The sequence below is a fragment of the Ensifer sp. GW821-FHT05G01 genome, assembly GCF_059419585.1.
This window is the reverse complement of sequence record NZ_JBWKSC010000004.1, coordinates 435,328-459,618: the sequence shown is the minus strand read 5'-3', so window position 1 is coordinate 459,618 and position 24,291 is coordinate 435,328. Positions and strand designations below refer to the sequence as shown.

General features: G+C 59.7%; 31 protein-coding genes. 27 read left to right on the top strand and 4 right to left on the bottom strand.

Annotated features, from left to right (window positions below; all coding sequences use genetic code 11):
• The first annotated feature begins 2 nt into the window (after nt 1-2).
• From AC07UR_RS13430 to AC07UR_RS13340, 19 genes are all read left to right on the top strand, one after another.
• Nucleotides 3-1,505: a phage major capsid protein gene (locus tag AC07UR_RS13430; RefSeq protein WP_494700257.1), complete on the top strand. Its 1,503-nt coding sequence runs from the start codon at nt 3-5 to the stop codon at nt 1,503-1,505.
• 64 nt (nt 1,506-1,569) lie between these two features.
• The gene (locus tag AC07UR_RS13425; RefSeq protein ID WP_494700256.1) at nt 1,570-1,905 is read left to right on the top strand and encodes a DUF2190 family protein; all 336 of its coding nucleotides are present in this window, start codon (nt 1,570-1,572) and stop codon (nt 1,903-1,905) included.
• 2 nt (nt 1,906-1,907) lie between these two features.
• Entirely contained in the window at nt 1,908-2,327 is a 420-nt protein-coding gene (locus AC07UR_RS13420) for a hypothetical protein (protein WP_494700255.1), read from the top strand.
• Nucleotides 2,328-2,329: 2 nt separating this feature from the next.
• The gene (locus AC07UR_RS13415) at nt 2,330-3,055 is read left to right on the top strand and encodes a hypothetical protein (RefSeq protein WP_494700254.1); all 726 of its coding nucleotides are present in this window, start codon (nt 2,330-2,332) and stop codon (nt 3,053-3,055) included.
• Nucleotides 3,056-3,088: 33 nt separating this feature from the next.
• Nucleotides 3,089-3,256 (top strand): hypothetical protein, encoded by a 168-nt coding sequence (locus tag AC07UR_RS13410; RefSeq protein ID WP_494700253.1) that lies wholly within the window; start codon nt 3,089-3,091, stop codon nt 3,254-3,256.
• Nucleotides 3,253-4,731 carry a hypothetical protein gene (locus AC07UR_RS13405; RefSeq protein WP_494700252.1) on the top strand — a complete coding sequence of 493 codons (1,479 nt, stop codon included), beginning with the start codon at nt 3,253-3,255 and terminating at the stop codon, nt 4,729-4,731. Before AC07UR_RS13410 ends, AC07UR_RS13405 begins: the two co-directional genes overlap by 4 nt.
• Nucleotides 4,732-4,758: 27 nt before the next feature.
• The gene (locus AC07UR_RS13400) at nt 4,759-5,133 is read left to right on the top strand and encodes a phage tail tube protein (RefSeq protein ID WP_494700251.1); all 375 of its coding nucleotides are present in this window, start codon (nt 4,759-4,761) and stop codon (nt 5,131-5,133) included.
• Between the two features lie 4 nt (nt 5,134-5,137).
• The gene (locus tag AC07UR_RS13395) at nt 5,138-5,512 is read left to right on the top strand and encodes a hypothetical protein (protein WP_494700250.1); all 375 of its coding nucleotides are present in this window, start codon (nt 5,138-5,140) and stop codon (nt 5,510-5,512) included.
• 58 nt (nt 5,513-5,570) lie between these two features.
• Nucleotides 5,571-7,346 (top strand): phage tail tape measure protein, encoded by a 1,776-nt coding sequence (locus tag AC07UR_RS13390; RefSeq protein WP_494700249.1) that lies wholly within the window; start codon nt 5,571-5,573, stop codon nt 7,344-7,346.
• A gap of 9 nt (nt 7,347-7,355) precedes the next feature.
• The gene (locus AC07UR_RS13385; protein WP_494700248.1) at nt 7,356-8,438 is read left to right on the top strand and encodes a DNA circularization N-terminal domain-containing protein; all 1,083 of its coding nucleotides are present in this window, start codon (nt 7,356-7,358) and stop codon (nt 8,436-8,438) included.
• Nucleotide 8,439: 1 nt separating this feature from the next.
• Complete coding sequence (locus AC07UR_RS13380; RefSeq protein WP_494700247.1) at nt 8,440-9,504, top strand: phage baseplate assembly protein; 1,065 nt, start codon at nt 8,440-8,442, stop codon at nt 9,502-9,504.
• Entirely contained in the window at nt 9,501-9,983 is a 483-nt protein-coding gene (locus AC07UR_RS13375; protein ID WP_494700246.1) for a phage baseplate assembly protein domain-containing protein, read from the top strand. Before AC07UR_RS13380 ends, AC07UR_RS13375 begins: the two co-directional genes overlap by 4 nt.
• A gap of 72 nt (nt 9,984-10,055) precedes the next feature.
• Nucleotides 10,056-10,523, top strand: coding sequence for a phage GP46 family protein (locus AC07UR_RS13370; RefSeq protein ID WP_494700245.1), 468 nt, complete (start codon nt 10,056-10,058; stop codon nt 10,521-10,523).
• Nucleotides 10,524-10,552: 29 nt separating this feature from the next.
• Complete coding sequence (locus tag AC07UR_RS13365) at nt 10,553-11,635, top strand: baseplate J/gp47 family protein (protein ID WP_494700244.1); 1,083 nt, start codon at nt 10,553-10,555, stop codon at nt 11,633-11,635.
• Nucleotides 11,625-12,404 (top strand): hypothetical protein, encoded by a 780-nt coding sequence (locus AC07UR_RS13360; protein ID WP_494700243.1) that lies wholly within the window; start codon nt 11,625-11,627, stop codon nt 12,402-12,404. The genes AC07UR_RS13365 and AC07UR_RS13360 overlap by 11 nt, the downstream gene beginning before the upstream one ends.
• A gap of 16 nt (nt 12,405-12,420) precedes the next feature.
• The gene (locus tag AC07UR_RS13355; RefSeq protein ID WP_494700242.1) at nt 12,421-13,776 is read left to right on the top strand and encodes a glycine-rich domain-containing protein; all 1,356 of its coding nucleotides are present in this window, start codon (nt 12,421-12,423) and stop codon (nt 13,774-13,776) included.
• Nucleotides 13,777-13,852: 76 nt separating this feature from the next.
• The gene (locus tag AC07UR_RS13350) at nt 13,853-15,439 is read left to right on the top strand and encodes a hypothetical protein (RefSeq protein ID WP_494700241.1); all 1,587 of its coding nucleotides are present in this window, start codon (nt 13,853-13,855) and stop codon (nt 15,437-15,439) included.
• A 19-nt stretch (nt 15,440-15,458) separates the two neighbouring features.
• Nucleotides 15,459-15,872: a hypothetical protein gene (locus AC07UR_RS13345; protein ID WP_494700240.1), complete on the top strand. Its 414-nt coding sequence runs from the start codon at nt 15,459-15,461 to the stop codon at nt 15,870-15,872.
• Between the two features lie 3 nt (nt 15,873-15,875).
• Nucleotides 15,876-16,151, top strand: a complete 276-nt coding sequence (locus tag AC07UR_RS13340) for a hypothetical protein (RefSeq protein WP_494700239.1) — start codon at nt 15,876-15,878, stop codon at nt 16,149-16,151.
• Between the two features lie 3 nt (nt 16,152-16,154).
• Here the strand turns inward: AC07UR_RS13340 and AC07UR_RS13335 are convergent, their stop codons facing one another.
• Nucleotides 16,155-17,018: a class I SAM-dependent methyltransferase gene (locus AC07UR_RS13335; RefSeq protein ID WP_494700238.1), complete on the bottom strand. Its 864-nt coding sequence runs from the start codon at nt 17,016-17,018 to the stop codon at nt 16,155-16,157.
• 115 nt (nt 17,019-17,133) lie between these two features.
• On the opposite strand from AC07UR_RS13335, the gene AC07UR_RS13330 reads away from it, so the two are divergent.
• From AC07UR_RS13330 to ligD, 5 genes are all read left to right on the top strand, one after another.
• Nucleotides 17,134-17,955, top strand: coding sequence for a glycoside hydrolase family 108 protein (locus AC07UR_RS13330; protein WP_494700237.1), 822 nt, complete (start codon nt 17,134-17,136; stop codon nt 17,953-17,955).
• Nucleotides 17,952-18,197, top strand: coding sequence for a hypothetical protein (locus AC07UR_RS13325; RefSeq protein WP_494700236.1), 246 nt, complete (start codon nt 17,952-17,954; stop codon nt 18,195-18,197). Before AC07UR_RS13330 ends, AC07UR_RS13325 begins: the two co-directional genes overlap by 4 nt.
• Nucleotides 18,100-18,321, top strand: a complete 222-nt coding sequence (locus AC07UR_RS13320) for a hypothetical protein (protein ID WP_494700290.1) — start codon at nt 18,100-18,102, stop codon at nt 18,319-18,321. Before AC07UR_RS13325 ends, AC07UR_RS13320 begins: the two co-directional genes overlap by 98 nt.
• On the top strand, nt 18,321-18,695 hold the full coding sequence (locus AC07UR_RS13315; protein WP_494700235.1) for a DUF1515 family protein: 375 nt from the start codon (nt 18,321-18,323) through the stop codon (nt 18,693-18,695). Before AC07UR_RS13320 ends, AC07UR_RS13315 begins: the two co-directional genes overlap by 1 nt.
• Before the next feature lie 65 nt (nt 18,696-18,760).
• Nucleotides 18,761-19,729, top strand: coding sequence for a non-homologous end-joining DNA ligase (gene ligD / locus AC07UR_RS13310; protein ID WP_494700234.1), 969 nt, complete (start codon nt 18,761-18,763; stop codon nt 19,727-19,729).
• Here ligD and AC07UR_RS13305 read toward each other — a convergent pair.
• From AC07UR_RS13305 to AC07UR_RS13295, 3 genes are all read right to left on the bottom strand, one after another.
• On the bottom strand, nt 19,726-20,100 hold the full coding sequence (locus tag AC07UR_RS13305) for a hypothetical protein (protein ID WP_494700233.1): 375 nt from the start codon (nt 20,098-20,100) through the stop codon (nt 19,726-19,728). The two genes, ligD and AC07UR_RS13305, sit on opposite strands and share 4 nt — an antisense overlap.
• Before the next feature lie 70 nt (nt 20,101-20,170).
• Complete coding sequence (locus AC07UR_RS13300) at nt 20,171-20,344, bottom strand: hypothetical protein (protein WP_494700232.1); 174 nt, start codon at nt 20,342-20,344, stop codon at nt 20,171-20,173.
• Between the two features lie 80 nt (nt 20,345-20,424).
• On the bottom strand, nt 20,425-20,646 hold the full coding sequence (locus tag AC07UR_RS13295; RefSeq protein ID WP_494700231.1) for a hypothetical protein: 222 nt from the start codon (nt 20,644-20,646) through the stop codon (nt 20,425-20,427).
• Between the two features lie 361 nt (nt 20,647-21,007).
• On the opposite strand from AC07UR_RS13295, the gene AC07UR_RS13290 reads away from it, so the two are divergent.
• The 3 genes from AC07UR_RS13290 to AC07UR_RS13280 all read left to right on the top strand — a co-directional run bounded on the left by AC07UR_RS13290 (nt 21,008) and on the right by AC07UR_RS13280 (nt 23,696).
• Nucleotides 21,008-22,243 carry an AAA family ATPase gene (locus tag AC07UR_RS13290; RefSeq protein WP_494700230.1) on the top strand — a complete coding sequence of 412 codons (1,236 nt, stop codon included), beginning with the start codon at nt 21,008-21,010 and terminating at the stop codon, nt 22,241-22,243.
• Nucleotides 22,240-22,905, top strand: coding sequence for an HNH endonuclease (locus AC07UR_RS13285; RefSeq protein WP_494700229.1), 666 nt, complete (start codon nt 22,240-22,242; stop codon nt 22,903-22,905). The genes AC07UR_RS13290 and AC07UR_RS13285 overlap by 4 nt, the downstream gene beginning before the upstream one ends.
• A 464-nt stretch (nt 22,906-23,369) precedes the next feature.
• On the top strand, nt 23,370-23,696 hold the full coding sequence (locus AC07UR_RS13280) for an ATPase inhibitor subunit zeta (RefSeq protein WP_209790615.1): 327 nt from the start codon (nt 23,370-23,372) through the stop codon (nt 23,694-23,696).
• Nucleotides 23,697-24,291 lie beyond the last annotated feature (595 nt).

Below are 24,291 nucleotides of genomic sequence, written 5' to 3'. Positions count from 1 at the left end.
TCATGACCCTCAAAGAATTGCGGGAGCACCTTGCCAAGCTCAAGGCTCGCGCCGCTGCCAAGCTGGCGGAAGTAAAGGACGGCATGGAGGCCGATGCGGCGCGCTCCATCGAGGATGAACACAAGGGCATCCTCAAGGAAATTGGCGACACCGAAGAAAAGATCGCCAAGCGCGAAGCCGATCTCGATGGTCTCGACCAGCGCGGCGGCACCACGCTGCCCACCGCGCCCGCACCGCAGGCAAGTCAGACCCCAGCTGCCGGCGAAGGGCAGCGCTCTGCCGAAATTCTGGCGCTGGGTCGCCAGGCTGGCATGGCTGACGATGCGATCTCCGAGGCGCTGCGCACCGGATCTAGCGTCACGGATTTCCGGGTTCGCGCTTTCGAGCACCTTGCGGCTCGTTCTTCCGCAACGTCCACGAGCCCGGCACGCGTCATCGTCGACGAGCGGGACACCCGCCGTTCCGCCATGACCGAAGCCCTTGCCTATCGCATGGGCGTTCCTGTTCCTCAGGCCGGCCCGAGCGAGGCGGCTCGCGGGTACATGTCTCGCGGGCTGATCGACATCGCTGCCGAATGCGTCGGTTACCGTGGTGGTCTGATGCTGAATGCCCGCCAGGTCGACGAGATCTACACGCGTGCATCGCACACGACGTCGGACTTTCCGGCGATCTTTGAAGGTTCGGTCAACCGCACGCTCGAAGCGCGCTACACTCTGGCGCAGCCGACCTATCGACGGATCTCGCGCCAGCGCAATTTCCGCGATTTCCGTCCGCATACCTCGGTCAAGCTCGGCGATTTCCCGATGCTGAAGAAGGTCGCGGAAGACGGCGAGATCAAGTACGGCACCTTCTCCGAAGGCAAGGAACAGATCTCGGTATTCAGCTATGCGATCGCGCTCCGCATCACGCGGCAGATGCTGATCAACGACGATCTCGGCGCGATCTCGGAGCTGCTCGGCAGCTACGGTTCGACTGTCGCGCTGTTCGAAGAGACGACCTTCTACGCCAGTGCTTTCAACGGAAAGCTCGCTGATGGCAAGGACGTGTTCCACGCCGATCACAAGAACCTGGCCGACACGGCTGCTGCGATCACGGTCGACTCGGTCGCCCTGGGGCGCGCGGCTATGTCGAAACAGAAGTCTCTCGAAGGCAATCCGCTGTTGGAGAACCGTGCACGCATCCTTCTCGTCGGTCCCGACAAGATCACCGAGGCGGAAAAGCTGGTGGCATCGATCACGCCCGCGACGGCTTCCAACGTCAATATCTTCTCCGGTCGCCTGGAGCCGGTCGAGACCGCACAGATCGCCGGCAACGCCTGGCACATGTTCGCTGATCCTGCTTCCGGCATCTCGAATTACCGCTGGGGCTATCTTGACGGTTACGAGGCGCCACGTGTGCGGTTTGACGAGCCGTTCGGACAGCAGGGCTTCGCCATGTCTGTCGAGCACGATTTCGGTTGCGGCGCTACCGACTTCCGCGGCGGCTACAAGAACGCCGGGGCATAAGCCCCGGTCACTCTCACCATCGGAGCCTCTTTGAGGCCCTCCTGAATTCATGAGGATGTGGACTATGAAAAACTTCATTCAGCCAGGGGATGCGATCGATATCCCCGCGCCGGCCGGTGGTGTCGTCTCGGGCGCCGCCGTCGTCGTTGGATCTCTCGTTGGCGTGGCTTCGGCCACGGCAGCCGAGGGCGTGACCTTCGCGCTTCAGACCAACGGCGTTTTCCGCATGCCCAAGACTTCTGCGTTGGCGATCGCAATCGGCGACAAGGTCTATTGGGATAACACGGCCAAGGTGGTGAACAAGACGGCCTCGGGCAACACGCTTCTCGGTATCGCCGTCGAAGCTGCGGCCAACCCGTCCGATTTCGTTGCTGTCAAGCTCGGCGCGACGACGGTCTGACGATGGGCAATGTGTTTGATCGGCTGGCGGCGGTGAGCCGCCAGACCGTCGAGCGGGTGCACGGCAAGGCCGTCACGATCTATCCGGTCGGGGGCGGCAGCGTTAATGCCGCGTCGGCCGTGGCGCTTGCCGATCCGGCCGCCTGGGAGACGTCGGCCGTGTTCTTCGAGAACACGATGATGGAATCCGACCGGCGGGCGCAACCTTCGGCGGATGGCCGGCGGATCATGCATCGTGCGCTGCAGGCCCAGGCTTCCATCCGTCTCATAGACGGAAAGGCGCTGAAGGCTGGTTTCCTCATGCGTCGTCATGAGGACGATGGGTGGTATTCAATTTCGAGTTTCGACCCTGATGGGCTTGGAACCGTGCTCGCGGTCGTGGCTCTCGCCAAGCCGCAGATCGTGGTCGACGAGGAACCCTGATCATGTTGGCACCTGAGGCGTTGCGGCTGCTTATCGTCGAAATTCTTTGCCCGACTGCGGCGATCGCGGGGGCGGAAGCGTTTCCGACAGTGGCCGGAAATCTGGTCTATGACAGCCGCGAGATCCCGGTGCAGGATATCAACCGGGATCGGGACTTCACGCCGGTCATTGCCATTCACGGCAATGATGCCCGGATTACCTCGCGCGGCGAGATGACGGATTTTTCCGACGTCGAACAGCAGGCGGTGATCGACATCGTCGTGGAATTGGCTGTGGTCGCGGAAGATGACCAGGGCGAATTTGCCGACGCCATGGCCGGTACTGATCCGACCGCGCGCCTGGTGTTGGCCGCGCTTTGCTCGCGCATTCGCTACCTGCTGGAATTCAGCGAGAAGGGCGTCGCCTGGCGTCGGTTGGTGCGGCGGGTGGTCAATCTTGAGGAGATGCCTTTTTCCGTGCCGGATCTCGGTCTGCGGTTTCAGCGCATGATACTGCGCTACACGATCGAGATCGCGCCGGACGCCTATAGCGAGGCTGGCGGGTTGCCGGAGCCCATTCGAAGCGTCGCGGCTGCCTTGCCTGATGGCAGCTACGCGAAGCGAAAGCTGCAGCAGCTCGGGGCCTACTTCCTGGCGGAGAACCCGGATGCCCTGCAGGAGATTGCCGGGACAGTGCATGTGACAGACCGCGTAGACCTGACGGCCGGCGTCTCCAGCCTCTCCTCCTGATTTCTTCCATCCATCATTTTTACGGAGGCATTGATGTCGACGAAGTACGTGGCGGCGCCCGGCCGCACGATCCCTGGCGGCTGGCCCGAGGATGGGCGGCCGATCGACGAGCTTTCCCAGTTTCACCGCCGGCTGGTCAAGGACGGCGACCTCATAAAACTGCCCGCCAAGTCGGCGGCGAAAAAGGATGATGCCAAATGACGACTAACATTCCGAGCGGCGTTGTCGCGCCTCTGCTTGCTTTCGATGTCGAGAGCGGTGGGCAGTTTTCCTCCGAGAACCGGGCAATCCTTCTTGGCTTCGGCCTGGCGGCCGGTGCCCTGGCGGCCGGTGGCGTCGCCCTCTGCGCGAGTGTCGAGCAGGCGCGCTACCTCGCAGGGCGAGGCTCCATGCTGGAAGCCATGTTCATCCGCATGCGGCGCAACGCCAATGTGCAGGAAATCTGGCTTGGTCGTGTCGAGGAAGGCGCGACCGCCGAAGTGCGAACGATCACGGTCGGCGTGGTTCCTGCCGCCGGCGGTCAGGGTGTGGTGACGATTGCGGGCGAGGATGTCTCGATTAACATCGCGGCAGGCGATACGGCCAATGCCGTTGCGTCGGCAATTGCTGCGGCCGTCAACGCCTACATCAACCCGGTTACGAAGATCTCGCTGGGGTTCACAGCCACGGTTGCCACAAACGTCGTCACCCTGACGGCTCGACACAAGGGCGCCTATGCGTCTGGCATCGACATCTACCTGCCGGTGCTTGAGGGCGTCAACGCCTTCAAGGGCGTTCTGACGTTTGCCACCTCGACCGCAGGCGCCGGCACGCCGGATGTCTCGGCGGTTCTTGCGGCCATGGGCGATAACCCTTTCGAGATTGTCGTATTGGCTTTCGGTGACGATACGAACCGGACACGGCTCGACACCTATCACGACAATGCGCAGGGGCGCTGGTCGTACCTGCAGCAGCTCTATGGCCATGTGTTTTATCCGAAGAGCGGGACGGTTAGCGAGATCGTCACCTCGGCACTGGCGAAAGACAGCTGGCATCTTTCGCTGATCCCGGTGCTGGCATCCATGGCGCGGCCGGATTACGAGTTCGTGTCGGCCTATGTTGGCGCCATTGCATCGTATCTCGATGGCGGTTCGGATGGCCGGGTCTCGGCAAATCAGTCTGGCCTGGTACTTGTCGATATGATCGCGCCGCGCGACCGTGACTACTGGCCCGATTATGCGACGCGCAACAGCCTGGTGACGAACGGCGTATCGACGTGGAAGGTCGATGTTTCCGGTAAAGTCACGATCGACAAGGCGGTGACGCAGCAGCAAACCACGAACGGCGTGCCGGATACGGCGCTGCGTGACATCCAGGCGATCTACCAGACAACGTACGCCTTGAAGTTCTATCGCGCGCAATTGGCCTATGAGTTCTCGAACAAGGCCATCGTCGACGACAATCCGGCCAACCTCCCGACGCTGGTCAAGCCGAACGACATCCGCGCCAACCTGGTCAACTCGACCATCCAGCTTTCGCGGCGCGGCGTTCTCGAGGCGGGGCAGGACGCTCTCGACCAGATCACGGTCATGCGCAACGCGGACAATCCCAACCGGGTTGATATCGTGCTGCCGATGGATCGGGCCAACCCGCTCGACATCTTCGCAGGCCTCGCTCGCGTCTACGCGGAAATCTGACCCTCTTTACCTCTGGAGAAATAAGCCATGGCAGGCAAGGATTTTGGCGGCCGTATGCAGGTTCGCCTTTCGAGCGGTGTGCCGCTTTCGTTGCGGGGCACCTTCTCGGTTCTGGCGGGTCGCCAGTCGATCGAGGCGGTGACCAACCAGGATGGTTCGACCGATCGTGTCGGCACCCCGACGGCGCCGCGTGCGAACGTGACATTCAAGGATGGTGGCATCGATCTGTCCGCTCTGATGGAGGCGCCGCGTCAGAACATCGTCATCACCGAGGAGATGACCGGCGTGACGCACCACTTCATCGACGCGTTCTTTTCCGGGGAATCGGAAAACAACCGCATCAATGGTGAGGTGAGCGGCCTGACGATTGTCGGTGACACCTATCGTCGTACTGGCGGCTGATCTCATGGCAGACAAGACCGTTCCACTCTCGAAAAAATACGAGGTGCCCGGGCACGAGCCGTTCGACAAGCTCGTGCTCCGTGCCCCTGTCTACCAGGACATCTTCATTGACGGCCTCGGAGAGCCTGCCGAAAGGCAGCCAAACGGGGCCGGAGGCTTCATGGTTGTCGTCTACCACTCAGTCGTCGACCAATATGCGCGGCGGCTTTTACGCTCTCCGGATTACAGCTGCATCACGCAGCTGGAAGCATGCGACGCTCTCGATCTGCAGAACGAGATCATCGGTTTTTTCTCCAAGCGGGTGGCCTCGACAACCTCGCCGGCGTCGCCGACACCCTTGTCTTCCGGCTCGGATGGGACGCTGCCCGCGTCCAGCTAATGACGATCGGCGAGATCGCCTGGTGGTCCCGTCGCGCTCTGGCTTTCAAGGGTAGATCATGAACCGCGAAATCGAAGCACGGCTGAAGTACACGGCGGTCGACAAGACCGGCAGTGCCCACAAGTCCGTCGCGGACAAGATGGATGGCATCAACAAACGTGCTGCTGCCTTCAGTCGGCAGCAGGGGGCCTTTGCGCGATCCACTTCCGCGATGTATGCGACCATAGCTCGGTATGCTGCTCCAGCAGCGATCGCCTATGGAGCGAAGGTTGCGCTCACGGATTTCGCAGCACTTGAGCGGCAGATGACGCGGATCGGCATTACCGCCGATGCATCATCGAAGCAGACGGCGGACGCTTTCGCCTTGGCGCAGAAGGTGTCGAAGGATCTGAAGTTCGACAGCGTAGCACCGGCGATCGAAGCGCTCGACACGCTGGTCTCGTCCGGCAAATCTCTGGAAGAGGCATTGGCTTTCCTTCCGTCCGTTTTGGCGACGGCGCAGGCCTCGGGTGCAGCGACTGCGGATATCGCCAATACCGGTCTGAAGGCTGCCGATGCTCTGAAAATTGAGACGGCCCATCTGCAGCGCGCTTTCGACATCATGGTTGTCGGCGGCAAGGCCGGTCAGTTCGAACTGAAGGATATGGCTCAATACATTCCCGGCCTAGCAAACAGCTTTGCGACGCTGGGCTATGAGGGTGAGGATGGTCTGAAAAAGCTGGTCGCCATGCTGCAGACCATCCGCGAGGATACGGGCGACGCTTCTTCGGCGGCGACGCAGGCGCAGAACATCTTCGGCAAGATGTATTCCGAAGAGACGGCGAACAAGTTCAAAAATTTCGGGATCAACCTTCGCAAGGAAATGACTGAGGCCCGCAAGGCGGGCGAGGATGCCGTCGATGCATTTGTGCGGATCTCGCAAAAGGCAATCAAGGGTGATCTGTCGAAATTGCCGCTGCTGTTCTCTGACCAGGAATTCCGACTCGGCATGCAGTCGCTGATGACCAGCACTGACAGCCTTGAGCGGTTTCTGACCTTGATGAATTCAGCGGAAGTCGACGGTGCTGTGTGGCGAGACGTGCAGCGCGTGATGAAGGATACGCAATCGTCCATCGACACGATGTCGAATAGTTGGGAGCGTTTGAAGACTTCCATTGGCAGCGCTATTGCGCCCGATGCATCGGCAGCAATGAACGGTGTGTCGGATAGTCTCGACTATCATTCAGCGGTGAATGCCGGGCTGGAGAAAAGCGGCGTCAACGGTTTCTGGAACCGGACGAAGTGGGGCGTGCTTAACGGCGACGACGAAAAAATGCAGATGGCTATCAAGGGCGGATATAGCAACAAGGACGCCATCGCAGAACACCAGAGAGGTCGGTACGAACGCGAGGCCAACAAGCCTTCGGTCGGTCGTCACAGCCGTGGCACTCCCGTTGCCGCCAAGGTCAATGCAATCCCCGCTGGGTTCGCACCGACGAGTGCGCCGGGCCTCGGGCTTTCCGACCTGGTCACGGTTCCGAGCAAAGAAGACTTCAAGGCTGCCTTGAAAATCGACCTGGGTTTCAAACGTCAGGGGGAGGAAGCGGGGGCGGCTGTCGCGGATGGCGGCAAGGAAGCCGGCAAGGCGATCGAGGAATCCGCAGCCTTCTTCAAGGTTGCCGGTTACGATGTTGGTGCTGCCATCGCCAATGCGGCGCGCGACCTCGCCAGTGCGGCCTCGAAGATGAGCGCCGTGGGCAGCTTCACCAATCCGGGTCAACGGCTTGCCGTGAATGCTGATACGGGGCGCAGCATGCCGCCCTCCGCCGGGCGACCGGCCGGTGGTTCCAAGTAAGGTGGTATCATGAAGGATTGGGCGGCGCGGTTGCGCAAGGCGAGCTTCCGCGGTGTCGACTTCTGGGTCGACGCGGAAGACTTCTCCGCTGGAAAGCGGATCGCACGGCACGAGTATGCCGGCGGTCGATACACCTATCTCGAAGAGATGGGGCTTGCGACTGCGGCCTATGATGTTACGGCATATCTGATCGGCGATGACAGCGACAGCGCGTCGCAGAGCCTGACGGCAGCCTTTCTGGCTGCCGGTCCTGGTCGACTTGTGTTGCCGATCGATGCCGGGCAGCTGGCCTACATCGAGGGTTTCCGAAGGAGCCGAGCACGTGACCAGCGCGGTTACATCGCCTTCGATTTCACTGCCATCCCTTTCTCCAATCAGCCTGGCGGCGTGCTTGGTGTCGGTGACCTGAATGCGTTGGTCGCCTCCGGTCTCGGGCCGGCGGCGGGCGTGTTTGCCTCGATCTTCCCGGCATCAGCCGACATTCCCAGTGTTGCCGGCTGGCTGACGTCGGCGGTTTCGGTGCTCGTCACCGATGACCTTGATAGCGTTTATCTTGGCCAAAGGATCGCGGCGTCCGTCAAACTCGACCGCTACGCGTTTGCCTGTGAGGCAACGGGTGTCATGCGGATCATTGCAGAGAGCGTGGTCGATCCTTCCGGGTTCGATACCCTGCGCTTGCCAGAGGGCAGTGACCAGACGACGCTTGATGCCCTGGGCATCCTGCTTGCTCAAGGGCTCTGCATCGCAGCACCACGGGTGGCGTGGGTGACAAGGCCGCAGGCGCGCGCTGCGCGCAACCGCGTCAGATCTGTCGGCGAGGCCGCCCTTCAGGTGGTCTCGGCGAAAGGCGCCATCGCGGTCGACCTATACCAGTTTGTTGCGCAGCTCGTCGAAGTGGCCGTTCGCATCGTGTCTGACCAGGCGGCCGACGCCGTGCCGGTGGTCAGGGTGGAGACCGGTGTCTCGTTGCCTTCGACGGTGCTCGCCTATCGCCTCTATGGCAAGGCGGATCGTGCGGGTGATGTCGTCGATATAGCGAGATCCGGAACGCCTATGTTGATGCCGATCGCCTTCGACGCTCTGGAGAGTTGATATGCGCCCATCGAGTTCGGGACCGCTGGAGACGGTCAGTGTCGACGGATTGCCTCGGCTGAAGTCGATCGAGATCAACGTCTCGGCCGAAGAGGCATCCCGAACAGCAAGCGGCGATTTCGTTCTGACCGGGTCCGGACTTCCTGTCGTTCCGGGGCTTTCGACAGCCATTCGCGCCAGTGGCGATCTGTTGCTGACGGGTTTCGTTCGCGACGTCGATCTGTCCTATGGGGAAGTCGATCGCAGTCTATCGTGCTCGTTTGTGTCCAAGACCATAGATTTGATCGAAGCCTCTGCGGTTCATGATGGCGGGGAGATCCTGAACAAGGATCTCGTTGCAATCGCAAAGGAGCTGGATAGCTACGGGGTCGGTATCGAGACGGATGGAGCGGCGTTTCCTCCCGAGCCTCGGCATAAGCTGCAGCTTGGCGAGAGTGCATTCTCGTCGATCGAGCGCAGAGCGCGCGGTCGCGGGGCTCTGCTCTATGATACTGCGAAGGGGCGGCTGAAAATCGCCACGAAACCGGAGGGCGTCCATGCGGGGACGCTGAAGCGCGGCGTCAACATCCTTCCAGGCTCCAGTGCTTCCCTGACGGAAGCGGGGCGATACTCGGATGTTCGCGTTCGTGGTCAGCAAAGTGCCGGCGTCGACAAGCAGCAGTTGCGACCGCAAACGAAGGTGACTGACAGCGGCGTGACGCGCAAGCGCGTGCTCATCCTGCCCTATGAGGGTGAGGCCAGCGTTGACGCGATGCGCCAGCGGGCAATCTGGCAAGCCCGTCGGGCGGCTGGCAACAGTGTCACCGCCTCACTTCTTGTCACCGGCTGGCGCGACGATGGCGGAAAACTCTGGTCGCCGAACTGGCTTGTCCAGGTCGAAGACGACTGGCTTGGGATCGAGGGGCAGATGATCATCAAGAGTGTGGTTTTCAGTCAGGGTGAGCGGACATGGGCGACGTTGTCGCTTGCGGACCCTCGGGCGCTGGGTGGCGAAAACCCGCGCGGCAAGACTTCGGCGGGTTATGCAGCGCCAGGCGTTATCGAAGCGGAGTACGAGGACGAATGAGGCGGTTTGAATTTGATGGCCGTCTTGAGGAGCGCGGCGGGCAGCAGTTTGCTTCCGGCCGGGGTGCCTTTGGAGACGCATGGACCTCTATTCATCGCATCGAGCCACATGGCTTTGCCTCGATGCCCGTCAAGGGCGCGAAGGGCTTGTTGCTTCCGATGCCGGAAAACCCGGACCTGGCTTTTCTGATCGGTGGCGAAAACCCCGGCAGCCGCCCGCAAGATTTGCCGCAGGGCGGCGCGGCTCTTTACGATGCCAGCGGCAACATCATCAAATTCATCATGGGGGATGGGGTCACGTTTGATCTTGCAGGATCGTCCTTCACCATCAGGAAGGGTGGTGTATCGGTGGTTATCGATGACGAGGGCCTGAAGGTGAATGGCGGCGGAATCTGGAACGATGGTGTGCCGGTGGATAAAACGCATAGACATGGCGTGTCCCCAGGCGGCGCGATGACCGATGTGCCGGCGGGCGGGTGAACCATGGTGAGAATTGTCCCCATAGAAGAACAGCAAGAGCCATATCGTTCGCCGGACCTTCTCTGGGATGGAGTGGCTGGAGATCTGGCCGTCAACCCTCTCGATCATACGGAAGCGCCCGGCGATCTGCAGGCCGAACAAGGGCTGGCGACGCAGGTACTCATCCACCTACAGACCGATCGACGCGTCGAGGCTAGCGAGCTTCGGGATGGTGAGGACAATCGTGGCTGGATCGGTGACAGTTTCGACCTGATGAATGACGAGCAGCCGCTTGGCTCTCGCCTGTGGCTTCTGCGCCGTCGCGGCATCTCCGACGGTATTGAGACTGTGGTCGAAGACTATGTTCGCGAGGCGTTGCAGCCGCTCATAGACCAGGGTGCGGTTGCCTCGGTCGGGGTCGAGGTTTCGGTTGATAGAATAGGGAACCGCGTCGACTACACCGCCTCGCTCTACGGGCGCGATGGCGCGCGGGTTTACGAACGCAAGTTCGACATCATGTGGCGCCAGCTCGACGGCGTCGTCAGTCCTTTGGCGCGCTGACGCCCTTTATTCATTCGAGGAACTTTTCCATGGCCTGGACGATCCGCTCTCTCGGCGAGACCTCGGCGCGCGTGCGTGGCGCCTTCCGGCAATACCTGCCAGGTACGGATTCGGCGCTGGCAAACAACTTCGTGACCGTGACAGGAAAGGTGCTGGCGGGCATCAGTCACGAATTCGAACTGCGGATGGGCTGGCTGGCGCGCCAGTTGTTTCTGTCGACCGCGAGCGGGCAGTATCTCGCGCTCCATGCATCCGATGTCGGTATCTATCGCCGCGCGGCCGCATCTGCGTCTGGGGTGATTGAAGGCTTGGGGCTTGCAGGCACCGTTTACCCTGCCGGTATCCGTTTCGTCTCCGGTCGAAACACCTATGTTTCGACGGCGGCGGCGACTGCGGCTGCCGGTGGACAGCTAAGCTTACCGGTGACGTCGGTCGAATTTGCGGCGTCGGCCAATCGTGATGCGGACGGCGCAATGACTCTTGCCGATCCTGGTCTGTGGCCCGATCTCAGTACGCAATGGGTTGTCGCGAGTGGCGGTATCGGCGGCGGTGCGGATATCGAAAGTGATGAATCGCTGCGAACGCGTGGACTTCAGCGCAAGCGCAACCCGCCGGGTGGCGGAACGCTGAGTGATTACGAACGCATTGCGCTTTCGGTGTCTGGGGTCGCGAAGGCCTGGGCCTACCGGGATACGCTGTCACCGGGTTTTGTTGTCGTCTTCTTTCTCTTTGAAGGGCGCCCCAATCTGATCCCGTTGCCTGCCGATGTCGATGTCGTGCAGGCGGCGATCGATGTGCAAAGGCTCATCAGGGTTGACGACAGTGTTGCCCAAGCTCCGATCCCGCGACCAGTCGATATCACCATATCCGGGCTATCCGTCGATACCGAGGAGCTTCGGGCGCGGATCTCCGAAAACTTGACGGCAATGTTTCGTGATCGATGCAGGCCTGGCATTCCGGCAAACGTCTTCGTCCTGTCGCGGTCGTGGATTGCCGAGACGATCTCTCAGACCACAGGTGAGGACCGACATACGTTGCTTGCGCCATCGGGCGATATCGTAATGACCGATGGGCAGTTTCCCGTTCTGGGGGTCGTGACCTATGGCGCGTGACCCGGCTCTTAACACGTTGACGACGATTGCTTCGATCGGGTTTCAACCGGTCCCGGTTCCTGCTCCGCAAGACAGCCTGTCAATGCCAGGCAATGATGATCTCGTCTCGGCGGCGATATCGCTCTGGCCACAGGGGGCGGCGTGGGGATCGCCAGATGGTCAGGCGGTAAGCCTGAATAGTAATCTCGCCCGTTTTACTCGCGTGCTGATCGACTCGTTCGAATGGCTCTATGCCAGGGCCTTTCAGCTTTGGCGTGAAGCGACAGTGAGTGGTGTATTCGATCTTTTGCCGGAATGGGAAGCGGAGTACGGGCTTCCGGATACGTGCGTTCAGGGGCCGTCGACGCGATCCGAACGGCTTCGCGCGCTTGAAGCCAAAGTCCTCAGTCAGGCGACGATCACGCCTGGCGACATCATCCGGATTGCGAGCTCCTATGGCTTTTCGATCTCGATCGAAGAGCCGGCTATGTTCGAATGCGGTTTCTCGGAATGCGGCGGAGAACACACCGTCGGTGATATCCGCCAGGAATCGTTCTGGATCGCTCGAGTTCTTGATCTGGCCATCGATTATTTCCGCGTCGGGGAAAGCGAACTTAGCGTCGATCCCTTGTTCGATATCGGCGACGGGGAGCGTTTGCTCTGCATCCTGAACCGCATCGCACCGGCATGGACTACGCCAGTGCTGTCGTTCGTCGCGTACCTGATTGATGGGCAAGGTAACCGCCTCACCGATGGTGAAGGCCGCCACCTCATATCCGGTGCAATCTAAGCTTTGAGGAACACCAATGAAATATCATGCGCCTTTTGGCTCCAGTGATGCGAATGCGCCCTACGTCGACCGAAATACGGCGGCTGCGATCAGGGGGTCTGTGCCTCCAGCGGCGGCAGTCGAAGAACCGCAGCGGGAAATCGTCGATGTCATCAGCAAATCCGGATTCGCGCCCGCGGATCTGCTGCAATTGGCGAGGGCCATTCAGAGCCAGAAAATGAACTTCGCAGAAGCAACGGGTACTGCGAACGCGATTGTCGTAACTCTCAATCCGGCGCCTTCATCTTACTCTGACATCATCGGCATGCCGCTGATTGTGCTGACATCCTTGGCTCCAACTGGACCCGCAACGCTGCGGGTAGCGGGTCTGTCAGCTGTTGGTATTGTCCGGCGAGGTGGCGGCGCGCTTGCCGGAGGAGAGTGGTCCGACGGCGATCTTGTTACCTTCGCTTACGACGGCGAGTTTTTCCAGGCGCTGGGTGCATTGCCTGCTGAGCAGACGCTTGTTCATGTCGGGACAGACACTGGCAGTGCCAATGCGATCGTTGCATCCGTTGTTCCTGCTATAAGCGAGTACAAGCAGGGAAGCGTTTACAGCATCAAGGTTGCCAATACGGTCACCGGCGCTTCGACGGCGAACTTCGGAGCGGGCATAAAGAGCATAGCGAGAGCCAACGGCGCCCCGACCCGGGCTAACGACCTGGTTACAGGACAGGACGCGTTGCTGGTCTACGACGGCGCAAAATTCCAGATCGCAAATTTCTCGCCGGCCAACATTCCAGCCCGCAATACCCAGCAGTTTACGGCGTCAGGAAACTTCACTGTTCCCGCCGACGTGTACCGCGTCAAGGCGCGCGTATGGGGCGGTGGCGGTGGAGCGGGTGGATCATTCGGCGCCAATGGCGCTGGCAGCGGCGGTGGCGGCGCCGGCTATGCCGAAGGCATCGTCGAGGTTAATCCGGGTCAGGTTATCGCCGTCACAGTAGGTAACGGGGGGGCGGGTGGAGCCTCCACGCCGACGGATGGACAAGATGGTGGGCCGTCGTCGTTCGGGGGCCTTGTCAGCGCGACGGGTGGCGGAAGAGGCTACGCCGGGAACAACGCTCTCCAGACGAGCCAAGGGGGCGCCGGCGGTACTGGCACCGGGCCGTTTGCTGTCTCTGGAGTGAGCGCCGGTATCGCATTCCTTGTCGGGACGACACCGGCGGCGGGCATAGGTGGAAGTGCAGGAATGGGCTCCGGATCGCCGACGATCTCGATCGGAGGCGTCGGTGCTGTCGGCCTCTTCCCCGGGGGCGGCGGCAATGGCGGGTCTGCAGGGACTTATGCCGGTGCAGCAGGCGCAAAGGGGCTTGTCGTCATCGAGTATTGAAGCTTCTGCGCGAACACGAATTCTCTGTTGAACACATAGACGAGCGCCTTCCAACGGCTCGCCGAGGCGGAAACTGATGGCAGAAAATACTCTCAGCAATTATCTTGCAAATCCTGGAGACGACCGGAGCTCGCTCGTCACGGCTCTTGGTGAACTGGGCCTTCTGCGCTCTGACGCATCGCAGGATTTCTCGGATGAAGATCAATCCGTGATAAGGTCCAACATCGGTGCGGCTTCGCTTGAGCAAGGAAGTCTGGCCGAGACGGCGCTTCAACCCGGTGACGTCGGAACGGAACCGGGTACGTTTGCAGCCGGCGACGACGCGCGGATCAACGGCGCAATGCAGAAGGCGCAGAACCTCAGCGACCTGGCTAACAAGGGCGCCGCTCGTTCTAACCTCTCCACGCCTGTGCATGTGGCCGACAGGACCGCGCTGAAGGCGATCAACCCGGCGCAGGATCTCGTCGCTGTGTCGCGCGAAAACCCGCGCCAAATCCCGTTCTACCCGCATCTATTGGCGTCTTTGTCGGCCACTTCGCTTGCGGCAATGGCGACCGACGTTGGTGAAAACATCTACGTGGCGTCAACCGAAAACCCGGCCTTCGTCTGGATCAGGCAGGGCGCAGAGGCTCGTGGTTTTTGGACCAACAGCACGACCCCGGCGTATGTCCATCGCCTGCGTGATCGAGTGATGATCGGGGATAGCGCTGGCTTTGATTGCTCCACGACACCGGACACAAACACGGGTGCATCGTGGCTTCATACGATCAAGCCTGGCGCCTCCCGAAGCATGGGATATTTGGAATCGCACGGTCGGGTTGTCTCGACAGGCGGCAACGGCATGCAGTTTGTCGGCGCAACTCGGATAGCTGGGACTACTGGCGTCGAGGGCTACGGCGGTATTTTCCACGTTCGAAATGAGACGACCGTCAATACTAAGGCATGGGGCCTTTACATTGACGCGGTTCGCAAGTTCACGTCGTCTGGCCATGTGGCAGGCATCGAACTAGACGTGGCCAACTGCACTGGCGTAGCTGATGTTTCAGTGCTGCCGTACGGCCTTGTTGGCGGCGAGAGCGCCAACGGTTGGACCTATGGCCTAGCGCTCGCCTCGGGCGCTGACCCGCTCGTCAACCCCGACGCACTTCCAGCATCGTTCGCGTTGAGCATTGTGAACAATGGCGCACGCTTCAATACCGGCATCGTGTTCCGCAGTGACGCCCTGGTGACTGATGGCGGCGGCTACGGTCGCGCAATCACGCTGGCTCAACAGCACAAAGTTGGCTGGTATGGCTCATCCGATGGTCTTGAAGCCGCGTATCTGACATCGACTGTCACGCAGGCCGCCAACGGGACCAGATCGCGATTTGTCAACGGCGGGTTTGAACTGATCCGTTATGCCGACGATAAACCGTATGCGAAGTTCTTGTTCAACGCTAGCGCGGTCAACTATCTCGAAATGGTTGCCACGGCAGCGGGCCTCTCTCCCATTATCCGTGTTGCTGGCGATGACGCGGACAGGAACCTTGTCCTGCAGCCGAAGGGAACAGGCGTTCTCCAAGTCACATATGCGGCCACCACGGCAGCCGACATCGCTTCAAATCGACGCGTGCGCATTCGCGTTGCTGGCGCAGACATCGATCTGCTCGGCGTGCTTGTTTAACAACGAAAGGAACTGCCTCATGAACTATCAGGAAGCTCTTACGCTTCTTCACGCTCTCCGTTCGCTCGACGGCCGGCAGGTCGCCGTGAAGAACGGTTCGCAAGACGCCGTCATCTTCAAGCCATACAAGTGCGACGAGACAATCAAGCTCAAGATTGCGATGAACATCAACCGCCTGTCTCAGGTCCAGCGCGACTACCAGGCCGCCCATGAAATGGCGCGCAAGGAATACGCCCCCGATGCCCAGCCAACCGATGATATTGAACTTTATCCGGCGCTTAACGAGGCCGTCAATCGACTTATGGCGCAGGAAGTCGAGGTGGATTTGAAGCCTCTGGCGTGGGCTGATCTGAAGATCTCCGAGAACGAAATCACGAATAGCGTTCTCTCAAATCTGACCGGCATCATCGTCGAACCCGAAAAAGGACTTTGATCCATGGAAGTAGCAATCAAAACCACATTCCTTGGAGGCGACGGCGAAAACCCGGCGCGCGTCAAGGCCCAAACGATACTCGACGGCGATGCAGCTGATCGCTTCATTACGGTCGATTGGAATTCAGCGCTCGACGCCACCGGGAACCACATCGAGGCTGCACGCCAGCTAGCGACAAAACTTGACTGGCCGGGAGATTGGCACGCTGCCATTGGCGCGAGTTGCCATGTATTCGTTCGGGTGGAAGGCGGGCCTGCTTTCACAGTGCCCGCCTCGTAACTGCTAGACAGCTCGCAGGTACATGTAGCGCTGCATAAGGTCGTCGCTCGACCGATCCATTGCGGCGATCTCCCAGCCCGTAGCGATGGACTTGAGATAATCGACGGTCATCGACGTGTCGCCATAGGTGATGTCGCCGTCGACGGCCTCTCTGTGATGAGGGGCGAATACAAAGCCCTCTGCATCGTGGCGCTTTTCCACCGACTGAAGCCAGCTTTCCCCGCGTTCGGCATACATCTTCTGCGAACGCCAATATTCGATTGGCCGGATGGTGACGCAGAGAACTCCACCGGTCTTCATGTGCTTGCGGATCGCCGCAAGTGAGGTGGTTGTGGCCCTCTGGCTCAGGTGGGTGAATACCGAAAAGGCGAAGGCGAAATCGAAGTCCTGATCGACCGGAAGCGACTTCGGCAGGTATTCGGACAGGTGGACGTTTGGCAATCCGGCTTCCGTGCAAACCTTGATCGATTCTGACCATGGATCAACGCCAACGACTTTGTCGGAGTAATAGGCGAACGCCCGCAGCATTCGGCCATAACCGCAGCCAAAATCGAGGATCTTCTTGCCGCGAAGCGTCTGGCCGGTGATCTCCGCATAGTTTGCGGCGGCGGCTCGCACAAACGACAGCGTTGCGCGCATCAGGATTTCGCCGCTTGCGCCGGTCCAGCGTGCTTGCGTCTCTTTCGAAGCCATGGGCGGCAATGCGGCTGAAGCCTTGGGGAACTCGGGCTTTGGCATCTCCCAAAGGGCGTTGAGGAAGTCATTCAGCCCGAGCTGGCGAAGCGTTTCAATCGATGCCTGGCGGTCACCGTCGGCAACCGATCCGGTTTCGATCTGCCCAATAACGTCTGCAATATGTCTCTGCATCTAATCCTCCGAGGCGATGCGCGGGAAAATGGCAATCTTTTGCGATGCAGTAAACCCTGCAACGAAAAGTTGGCGCTCTTCTATCAACTTTCCACACGACAACAAGGTGAACCACATGGCTCGGGAAACTCTTCCCGTCGCTCTCGAACTCGTGTTCGGGCACGAGGGCGGCTATTCGAACGTCAAGACGGATAAAGGTGGACCGACAAAGTACGGGATCACGCATAAGACGCTGGCCGCTCATCGAGGCGTGCCGGCCGTCAGCGCCGTCCAGGTGCAGGGCATGAGCCGCGAGGAGGCCGTCGAAATCTACCGGCGGTCATACTGGAACCAAGCAGGGGGCGACCTGCTGCCGCCGGGGCTCGACTATGCGGCGTTTGACTTCTCGGTCAACTCCGGGCCGGCGCGGGCGGTCAAGACCCTGCAGCGCGTCGTGGGTGTGCGTGAGGACGGCCAATTCGGCGAACAGACGCTTGCCGCGGTGCGGCGATACCCGGGCGGGGTCTCCACGCTGATCCGAGACTATTGCGAAGCCCGAATGAAGTTTCTGCGCTCGCTCACAAACGGCCAGACCGGCTTTCCGAAGAATGGTCGGGGCTGGACGATCCGCGTCACCGGCAAGGATCCGAAAGGACAGTGGGCCGATACCCCGGGCGTCGTCGGCAACGCGTTGCGCCTGGCTGCGGATGCAAGCGGCAGCACTGTCGCGAAGAGCCCAAGCCCGGAAGGTTCGGCCAAAGCCGACAGCCGGGATACGGGAATCGGTGAGGTGCTGAAGCGTCCTGAAGCCTGGGGCCCGCTCGGTGGCCTTCTCTCGGCCGGTGGCGCGCTCTTCGCCGGCAATGGACCTGTGCAATGGGCTCTGGCTGCTGCGCTCGTCGCTGGCGTCGGCGTGGGGCTCTATTACTTCGTCCGGCGCGTTCGTGAGGCGGGATGATGACGTCCTGGCCGACGATCATCGGCGGCGTGCTCGTACTCGCCGCCATCACCTGGGTCGTCCTTGAGATCCGCGAGGACGGCGCCCGATCAATCACCAATGCAATCGAAAGGCAGAACAATGCGGCGGCTCATTCGGCGGGCGATGCTCGCTCTGACTATGACCTATGTGTCGATGGGGGCGGCGTGTGGGACTTTGGCGCCCGCAAGTGTCGACGGCCTCCGGCAGATCGTCGGCACTGACCTGGTCGGCGCGCGCGGGGTGACGCCGGCGGATCAACGGAAAATAGACCGGACTGTCGTCGGCCTTTGCGCTGGCGGCGTCTGGACCAATGCGGAATGCGTGAGGCATGGGGAAGGGCGGTAATGGCATCAACAGAGACAGAGGCGGCTGTCCATCGCCAGCTTGGCGAACTGGCGGCGGGGATGCGGGCCCTGCAAGATTCCATGCGACGAATAGAGGAGGGCGCCGATCGAGCGGAAGACAAGGCGGCCGAAAGTCGCGCTGCCGTGCACCGCCGCATGGATGAGCTTGTCGGTCGCGTCGGCCATCTCGAAACGTCCACGGCCACAATCGTCGCTGACGTGGCCGAGATGAAGCCGGTGACCGACGACGTGAAGCGGTGGAAGCTGATGGGTATCGGTGCGCTCGGCGTCACTGGCATCGCGGCCATGGCGCTCGGTGTGAGTTTCGCCGAGGCGATCCGACGCGTGGTTTTCGTCATTATTGGGAAAGGATGATCGGCGCGGAGGAATGGCCTTAGGATAGGGGATGACGCTCTAATTCGACTGTGCCTTAATGAATCATGGCTAAGTCTCTCCCGCCCTATGACCCGATGCCTGACCGTGTCGAGCCCTGTCTAGCGCTGCTCGCAAAGAAGGCGCCAGTGGGCGACGATTGGGCTTTTGAGATCAAGTGGGATGGTTATCGGTTGGCGGTGCATGTTGAGACGAGCCGCGTGCGCATCCTCACCCGGGGCGGCCATGACTGGACGCATCGTTTCCCCGCGATCGAGGAGGCGGCGAAGGCGCTGGGGCCAACAACCATGATCCTCGACGGTGAGGCGGTCGTGCTCGACGACGCCGGCCGTTCGAACTTCGGCCTGCTCCAGGCGGCGCTTGGTGGCCGTGGCGGCAAGCGTAACGCCGGAGACGCCATCTTCTATGCATTCGATCTGCTCTACTTCGATGGCCACGATCTGCGCGGCATGGAACAGCAGGAGCGACGAACGCTGCTCGAAAGCGCGATTAAGGGGAGTGGCAGCGTTATTCGGCTTTCGGAGGAGCTTGAAGCCGATGGCGACGTATTGCTCGAAACGGTCTGCCAATTCGGCCTTGAGGGCATCATCGCGAAGGACAGGCGAGCGCCGTATCGATCCGGCCGCCGGGGCGATTGGCTGAAAATCAAATGCACCCAGTCCGACAGTTTCGTCATCGTCGGCTTTGAGCCCTCGACAAACGTGCCGGGTACAATCTCGCGACTGCTGCTGGCGGCGACGAGGGGCGACGAGCTTGTCTATGTCGGCGGCGTCGGGACTGGCTTCTCCGAAAAGATTTCCCGCGACCTCAAGAGGCGCCTGTCAGCCATGCCGGCGAAGGTGCCGCCGGTAAAGCTTGCGCGCAGGAATGCCTTCTTCTGTCAGCCAGTGCTGGTCGCGAAGATCGACTACATCGAGATCACCAGCGACGGGAAGCTTCGCCACGCGTCGTTTAAAGGGCTGCGGGAACGCACCGACGAAGTCGAGGTGTTCGATCTCGGCGAAACAACCAGCTAGCCTTTAGCTGCCTCGCGCGCTTCCACCTCCCGCTCCCATTGCTCCCTGCGCTCGATAATCCAGCGCTCATGGTCAAGCAGCTCGCCCAAGTGCTTCTGCGTCATCCCCGGCCATGTCAGGCCCAACACAGCGTCATAGCAAGCCTCGCAGGCTGCAGCAGCTTCCCGCGCAGAGGCGGCCGACCCATTGAAGAGTTGGACCCCGGTCATGTCCTTGATCCCGTGATTGAAGGGCATGAACCAGAGGAAGTGCCCGCCAACGACGCCTTTCTCAGCCCGGCCCATCTGTCGGTTGCCGTCGTAGGCGTGGTAGATTTCCGCCCCGCCTGGCTCTTTCGTCCATTTGTATTTGATCGCGATTTCGTCAGACATGCGCTTTCCTCCTCGATCGAGGTTTCAACAAGCCGCATGTCGTGAAGGGGCGCCCCGCAGCGCCGTTGGATCAGGACTTCTTGGCCGGTGGCCATTCGATCCGGTGTTCGAAGCAATACCAATTTGGCACTGCTCTTCCGTGTGCGAAGCCGAAGCTCCCCCACTTCGTGCAGCCAGGATGCTCGCACAGGTGCTCAACCAGGCCGCTTTCCGCTCTCTTGGTAGCGCCGACTTCGTCGCTCATGCTCAATGCCTTCTGAGTAAATTTGTTCTACAAATGTTCTCATTTGCGCAGAGAGTCAACGACCAGATTTAGGGAGGTGCTTAGTGCGGCTTCCGTGCCGCCAGCACGACGGCGGGTTCCATCGCGAGGAACTGGTTTTCCGCATCCTGCACCATTAGAGCAATCGCGATATCCACACGCGACCAGCCCGCCGCCTGCGCTCCATCGGGCAGCATCTGGTAATTGGCCTTCATCGCAGCCTGGCTAAGGATGTCGCGATCGGGGTGACAATTCGCATGCTTCGGCGCGGGAATTTTCGACATAGCGAGTCCTCCTACCGAAGATGGTAGGGCGCGCTCTGCGTTCTGCAAGGTCCCGCTAATTTAACAATTCGCCGTAGGAAGGGGCTGCATCCATGATCGTCTCCTCTTTCGGGACAGCCGGCGCTCGAAATGGCTGGACACTTTGCCGGAATGCATAATGAAAAAGCTGGACAGGTGAGTGTCCAGCTTATCCGCAAGCCATTGATTTTGGCTAATTGAGGTGGCCCGCCTCCGAGTACCATCGCGGCGGGCATCAAAAAAGGGCTTGCGACATACGCCGCCGTGAAATTCTATCTTTCAATCCGTCAGACAATCTTGGATAGGTGTTAGCTAAGCGGTCGACGGTTGTGGTGAGGGGCTAATGTTCAAGAATCTCAGTGTCTCCAATTGGCGGCAGTTTTCGCACGTCGATATGGAGTTCCACGACAAATTGACCATAATCGCTGGTGCGAATGGTGCCGGTAAAAGTACCTTGGTGAGAATTCTGGCTCAGTTTTTTGGGATCAGCCATTCACTCGTTGGCGTGCCGCTGGAGGGCGATAAGCGCATCTATTCCCACGCGAAGCGTTCGGATGATCAAGGCCGTGGCTTGTATTCTGCAAAATTCGGTTCGGTCGCACTCACAAACGGCTCTACCATCAGTCTCGCGATGCATGCCCAATCTGAAGACGTAGTATCTGGAATTGACCTGTCGCACTTCCAGAATGTCCCTGGGATGTTTTTTCACCCTCACCTGGGCGCGAATAGGTATGTAGGCGTCGGGCACCTACCGATAAATGGAAAAGGTCTCGAACAAATCTACCAGGAAGTAATTGGCAATCACGGAGTTATCTCGCACCACGAGCACCCAGTCGGAACTCCGGCCCCCCTTAACTCGGTAAAAACGAGCATGATAGCGATGGCCGCGTTCGGTCCGGGGGGGAAGTACATCACGCCGAACAGTGAAATGGAGTCAATGTTTGAAGGGTTCCGTGACCTGTTGCGGGGATTTTTGCCTGAGAGCTTGGGCTTCGAGGACTTTTCTGTCCGCTTGCCGGAACTGGTACTCATCACAAAGACGGGTGAATTCGCGCTCGACGCTGCGTCTGGCGGGATCACAACGTTAATAAACTTGGCGTGGGCACTTTTTGTCTTATCCAAAAAGCACCCCGACGGTTTCTCTGTCGTAATCGACGAACCGGAGAACCATCTTCATCCTGCTATGCAGCGGGAGCTGATGGTGTCTCTTCTGCAAGCGTTTCCGAACGCGCAGTTTATCGTAGCAACTCATAGTCCCTTCATTGTTTCATCGATCAGAGATTCCCGCGTGTACGCATTACGGTACGATGTGGCCACAGAGCGTGGCCGCAAAGTGCATTCAGAGCAACTAGATGGATTTAATAAAGCAGGTACCGCGGGGGACATTCTGCGGAGCGTGCTCGGCGTGCCCGTGACGATGCCATCTTGGGCTGAGGATGAGATCGAAGCCATTGCTCGCGATTTTAATATCCAGAACTTGACCGAAGCGAGTGTGCACGCATTGCGCGGCCGCCTCGAATCGGCCGGCCTTGGCTCATACTACGCGCAGACGCTCAGCAAGATGGCAGAGCGTCTATGATCAAGCTGAAAAAAGAGGATGAACCAAAGAAGTTGCGGGAGAACGCCGCAGCTTGGACGGCTGTAATCGAGGCAAAATATGCAGCAGGAGATAAGCCGACTGCCGCGGAAATGGCACGCTATCGGCATCCTGAAATTAAAGATGTGCTAGTCAAAGAGACCAACGGAAAGTGTGCTTATTGCGAAAGCAAATTACTGCATATCCACCACGGAGATGTGGAACACATATACCCCAAGTCTCTCGATCGAAAGATGACCTTTGAGTGGAGCAACCTGACCCTGGCTTGCGAGATATGCAACCAACTGAAAAGCGACAAAGATCCTCTCATCAAGCAAATATTAGATCCCTATTCAGTAGACCCGGCTCAACACATAACGTTGCTCGGAGTGGTCCCCAAAGGTAAGACTCCACAGGGAGTGTCCACCGTTGATTTGTTGAAGCTGTATCGGGCGGAGTTGCTGGAGCAACGCGACCAGGAGTTAGAGAGGATCTACGGCATCATCTATAAGATCGCAGATGCGCGAATTGCGGTCGAATCTCGTCGGTCAATGTACAGGAATCTTCTTGATGAAAGTCTTGCGGGTACTGGTGCGTACTCAGCGATGATCAGAGCAGTTCTGAGGGTTGAAACTGAAAATTTCGATCCGGAGATCACGTCATGAAAATTAGAGTGAGGTGGTCTGGATCGAGTGAGACAGATGCTGGGAAAAAGATAATGAAAGTACGTCCAACCCACATGTCCCACACTACCGCAAGGCATTGTTTTTAGGCAATTACCTCGCTCCGGCATGGGGCACCATATCCGGTGGCGAACGGCAAAAGGGGTTCGCCAAAAATCGAGAACAATCGCCGAACAGCGTTGGCTAACCGATCTGGTAGCCAATTGTTTTCGTTGACTCTTCGCAGGCCCTCCGGGCCCACCAATCCCCTCTGAGTATTAAATTTGCTAAGTTTTCTGGCTACGTGTGTCCCACATTTGATATGCACGCCGGCGAGGGACACTTTCCAGCGATTTTGTTGCTACGCGATATGGCGCAAGATGTGTTCCTCCAACGTCGGATAATCCCAACCCCTTTCCTCGTCGTTTCTGCTACGATGTCCGATCAGGCAGCAATGGAGAATTTCGATGGCTGGTCTGGGCGCGGACATGATGCGAATTGTACGTCGCAACAAGCTGGTCGGTTTCTGGGCAGCGGAGAAATTGGCCCTTGCCGGCGAGAATGCCAAGACCTACTCGGATGATCTTGCGATGGCGGCGCTGGACGTCGAACGCAGCAACATTCTTGCGATAATTCGAAGAGACTTTGATGCGGCAGGAGTGATCCAATCCGATGAGGACATTCTGGCGGTCATGACCGTCTGCTGGCTGGAGGCGGGAAAACCAACAAAGGGGTCAGACTGCAGCGATTCAGCGCTGCTGCACATTGCGCGTAACCTCATGCAAGGATCGTGAACGGAAGCACACCAAGGCCCCACGTCGACAAGCGAAGTTTCAGCCGGCCAATGCGCCACGTGAACAGGCGATAGAGCAAAATGCAGCGGCGTTCCAAGCTGGACGTAGGAGTAGCCGATACCGGGACCTGAGCTTTCTCTGGCTGCGAACCAGCAGAGCCAGCACGCTATCGTATAACAGCCGGATCCTAGCGCTCTGCGATGCCAAAAAAATGCCCGCCAGAAGCGGGCAGTTTTGGAGTGGGCGCATACGCTCAAACATGTTGCGCCTGGAAGCCAAGGTGCGTCACAGAGGTCAACACTGTGTAAACGGCGGGTGGCCAGAAATGAGGGGGACTTTGGTCGGAGCGGGTGCGCGTGCCGTTCCTTGCCTGCATCGAGCATCCCGCAGGAGAACGTTTGTTCCGGCTTGACAGGGCGTTGGCGCGCACGGCTTCGATGGCGGATGCCTCGGTCTGCACCATGAGAGGCGGGGAGTGCGGCCGATAGCGCTATCCCCTTGTTTTTGGTGCGTGCGGATCGGTTGTCTAACCTCATGATTTCGTGGCGGCTCTTTGTTGTGGTTGCGGGTCTCGACGCCGCTGGAGCGCGGTCGG

Excerpts from the sequence above, each read along its gene's own strand:
- AC07UR_RS13380 (WP_494700247.1), top strand. The coding sequence starts at position 8,440 with ATGCGCCCATCGAGTTCGGGACCGCTGGAGACGGTCAGTGTCGACGGA.
- AC07UR_RS13385 (WP_494700248.1), top strand. The coding sequence starts at position 7,356 with ATGAAGGATTGGGCGGCGCGGTTGCGCAAGGCGAGCTTCCGCGGTGTC.
- AC07UR_RS13425 (WP_494700256.1), top strand. The coding sequence starts at position 1,570 with ATGAAAAACTTCATTCAGCCAGGGGATGCGATCGATATCCCCGCGCCG.
- AC07UR_RS13300 (WP_494700232.1), bottom strand. The coding sequence starts at position 20,344 with ATGAGCGACGAAGTCGGCGCTACCAAGAGAGCGGAAAGCGGCCTGGTT.
- AC07UR_RS13315 (WP_494700235.1), top strand. The coding sequence starts at position 18,321 with ATGGCATCAACAGAGACAGAGGCGGCTGTCCATCGCCAGCTTGGCGAA.
- AC07UR_RS13345 (WP_494700240.1), top strand. The coding sequence starts at position 15,459 with ATGAACTATCAGGAAGCTCTTACGCTTCTTCACGCTCTCCGTTCGCTC.
- AC07UR_RS13335 (WP_494700238.1), bottom strand. The coding sequence starts at position 17,018 with ATGCAGAGACATATTGCAGACGTTATTGGGCAGATCGAAACCGGATCG.
- AC07UR_RS13365 (WP_494700244.1), top strand. The coding sequence starts at position 10,553 with ATGGCCTGGACGATCCGCTCTCTCGGCGAGACCTCGGCGCGCGTGCGT.
- ligD (WP_494700234.1), top strand. The coding sequence starts at position 18,761 with ATGGCTAAGTCTCTCCCGCCCTATGACCCGATGCCTGACCGTGTCGAG.
- AC07UR_RS13415 (WP_494700254.1), top strand. The coding sequence starts at position 2,330 with ATGTTGGCACCTGAGGCGTTGCGGCTGCTTATCGTCGAAATTCTTTGC.
- AC07UR_RS13330 (WP_494700237.1), top strand. The coding sequence starts at position 17,134 with ATGGCTCGGGAAACTCTTCCCGTCGCTCTCGAACTCGTGTTCGGGCAC.
- AC07UR_RS13280 (WP_209790615.1), top strand. The coding sequence starts at position 23,370 with ATGGCTGGTCTGGGCGCGGACATGATGCGAATTGTACGTCGCAACAAG.
- AC07UR_RS13410 (WP_494700253.1), top strand. The coding sequence starts at position 3,089 with ATGTCGACGAAGTACGTGGCGGCGCCCGGCCGCACGATCCCTGGCGGC.
- AC07UR_RS13340 (WP_494700239.1), top strand. The coding sequence starts at position 15,876 with ATGGAAGTAGCAATCAAAACCACATTCCTTGGAGGCGACGGCGAAAAC.
- AC07UR_RS13395 (WP_494700250.1), top strand. The coding sequence starts at position 5,138 with ATGGCAGACAAGACCGTTCCACTCTCGAAAAAATACGAGGTGCCCGGG.
- AC07UR_RS13430 (WP_494700257.1), top strand. The coding sequence starts at position 3 with ATGACCCTCAAAGAATTGCGGGAGCACCTTGCCAAGCTCAAGGCTCGC.
- AC07UR_RS13290 (WP_494700230.1), top strand. The coding sequence starts at position 21,008 with ATGTTCAAGAATCTCAGTGTCTCCAATTGGCGGCAGTTTTCGCACGTC.
- AC07UR_RS13320 (WP_494700290.1), top strand. The coding sequence starts at position 18,100 with ATGCTCGCTCTGACTATGACCTATGTGTCGATGGGGGCGGCGTGTGGG.
- AC07UR_RS13295 (WP_494700231.1), bottom strand. The coding sequence starts at position 20,646 with ATGTCGAAAATTCCCGCGCCGAAGCATGCGAATTGTCACCCCGATCGC.
- AC07UR_RS13420 (WP_494700255.1), top strand. The coding sequence starts at position 1,908 with ATGGGCAATGTGTTTGATCGGCTGGCGGCGGTGAGCCGCCAGACCGTC.
- AC07UR_RS13305 (WP_494700233.1), bottom strand. The coding sequence starts at position 20,100 with ATGTCTGACGAAATCGCGATCAAATACAAATGGACGAAAGAGCCAGGC.
- AC07UR_RS13350 (WP_494700241.1), top strand. The coding sequence starts at position 13,853 with ATGGCAGAAAATACTCTCAGCAATTATCTTGCAAATCCTGGAGACGAC.
- AC07UR_RS13325 (WP_494700236.1), top strand. The coding sequence starts at position 17,952 with ATGATGACGTCCTGGCCGACGATCATCGGCGGCGTGCTCGTACTCGCC.
- AC07UR_RS13375 (WP_494700246.1), top strand. The coding sequence starts at position 9,501 with ATGAGGCGGTTTGAATTTGATGGCCGTCTTGAGGAGCGCGGCGGGCAG.
- AC07UR_RS13355 (WP_494700242.1), top strand. The coding sequence starts at position 12,421 with ATGAAATATCATGCGCCTTTTGGCTCCAGTGATGCGAATGCGCCCTAC.
- AC07UR_RS13285 (WP_494700229.1), top strand. The coding sequence starts at position 22,240 with ATGATCAAGCTGAAAAAAGAGGATGAACCAAAGAAGTTGCGGGAGAAC.
- AC07UR_RS13405 (WP_494700252.1), top strand. The coding sequence starts at position 3,253 with ATGACGACTAACATTCCGAGCGGCGTTGTCGCGCCTCTGCTTGCTTTC.
- AC07UR_RS13360 (WP_494700243.1), top strand. The coding sequence starts at position 11,625 with ATGGCGCGTGACCCGGCTCTTAACACGTTGACGACGATTGCTTCGATC.
- AC07UR_RS13390 (WP_494700249.1), top strand. The coding sequence starts at position 5,571 with ATGAACCGCGAAATCGAAGCACGGCTGAAGTACACGGCGGTCGACAAG.
- AC07UR_RS13400 (WP_494700251.1), top strand. The coding sequence starts at position 4,759 with ATGGCAGGCAAGGATTTTGGCGGCCGTATGCAGGTTCGCCTTTCGAGC.